This is a genomic window from Nosocomiicoccus sp. HMSC067E10 (assembly GCF_001810835.1).
Taxonomy (GTDB): domain Bacteria; phylum Bacillota; class Bacilli; order Staphylococcales; family Salinicoccaceae; genus Nosocomiicoccus; species Nosocomiicoccus ampullae_A.
This window is the reverse complement of record NZ_KV802778.1, coordinates 1-806: the sequence shown is the minus strand read 5'-3', so window position 1 is coordinate 806 and position 806 is coordinate 1. Positions and strand designations below refer to the sequence as shown.

General features: G+C 34.1%; 2 protein-coding genes. Both read left to right on the top strand.

Features of this window, described 5'->3' with window-relative positions:
• Nucleotides 1–333: helix-turn-helix domain-containing protein (locus HMPREF2767_RS07880; RefSeq protein WP_148129011.1), on the top strand; the 333-nt coding region annotated here is incomplete at its 5' end.
• Between the two features lie 50 nt (nucleotides 334–383).
• Nucleotides 384–806 (top strand): IS3 family transposase (locus HMPREF2767_RS07875; protein ID WP_148129010.1); only part of this gene is annotated, 423 nt, incomplete at its 3' end.

Here is an 806-nt window from a genome sequence, read left to right as displayed (position 1 = left end):
GTTTTAAAATATAGAGAAGAAAATCAATTGTCTTATAGAGAAACAGCGGAACACTTTGGTATCAAGCATTTTTCAACAATCGCTAACTGGAATCGCAAGATTCAAGAAGGTGGCCCAGCTGCTCTAGAGGGCAAACAAGGGAGACCAATAAAACATATGCCTAATAAAGAAAATAACCAAAAACAAGTATCGAAGAGTGAACCACTGAATGAAACAGAACGCGAAGAGTTAGAACGTCTAAGAGAAGAACTCAGAATGAAAGAACTGGAAAATATCATTCTAAAAAAGTTAAACGCCTTACCGACAGATCCAACAGACAAAAAACGAAAGTAGCGCTTGAGGTAAGGCAAGAAACGACTTATACACTAAAAGAGATTTTAACAGTGTTGAAGCTACCAAAGTCTGTATATTACTACTGGATAAAACATATGGATGATCAGAAACAAAAAGATCGATGGCTAGTAAATAAAATTAAAGAAATTGTATCAAAACATAAAGGTAGATATGGTTACAGAAGAATCAAAGCAATACTCGAAAACAGAGAACAAATTGTGGTGAATCATAAGCGCTTGTTACGTATTATGAAAACCTATAATTTACTGTGTCAAAAATTCAAAAACAAATCGAGAACACGTTACAGTTCATATAAAGGGCAAGTTGGAAAAGTCTCTCCAAATAAGGTAAAGCGTAACTTTAAGCCGAAAACATTTAATCAACTATGGGTCACAGATGTCACAGAGTTTGTGTTACCTATCAAAGGCAAGAAACTATATTTATCAACGATTATGGATTGTTATAACTCTGAA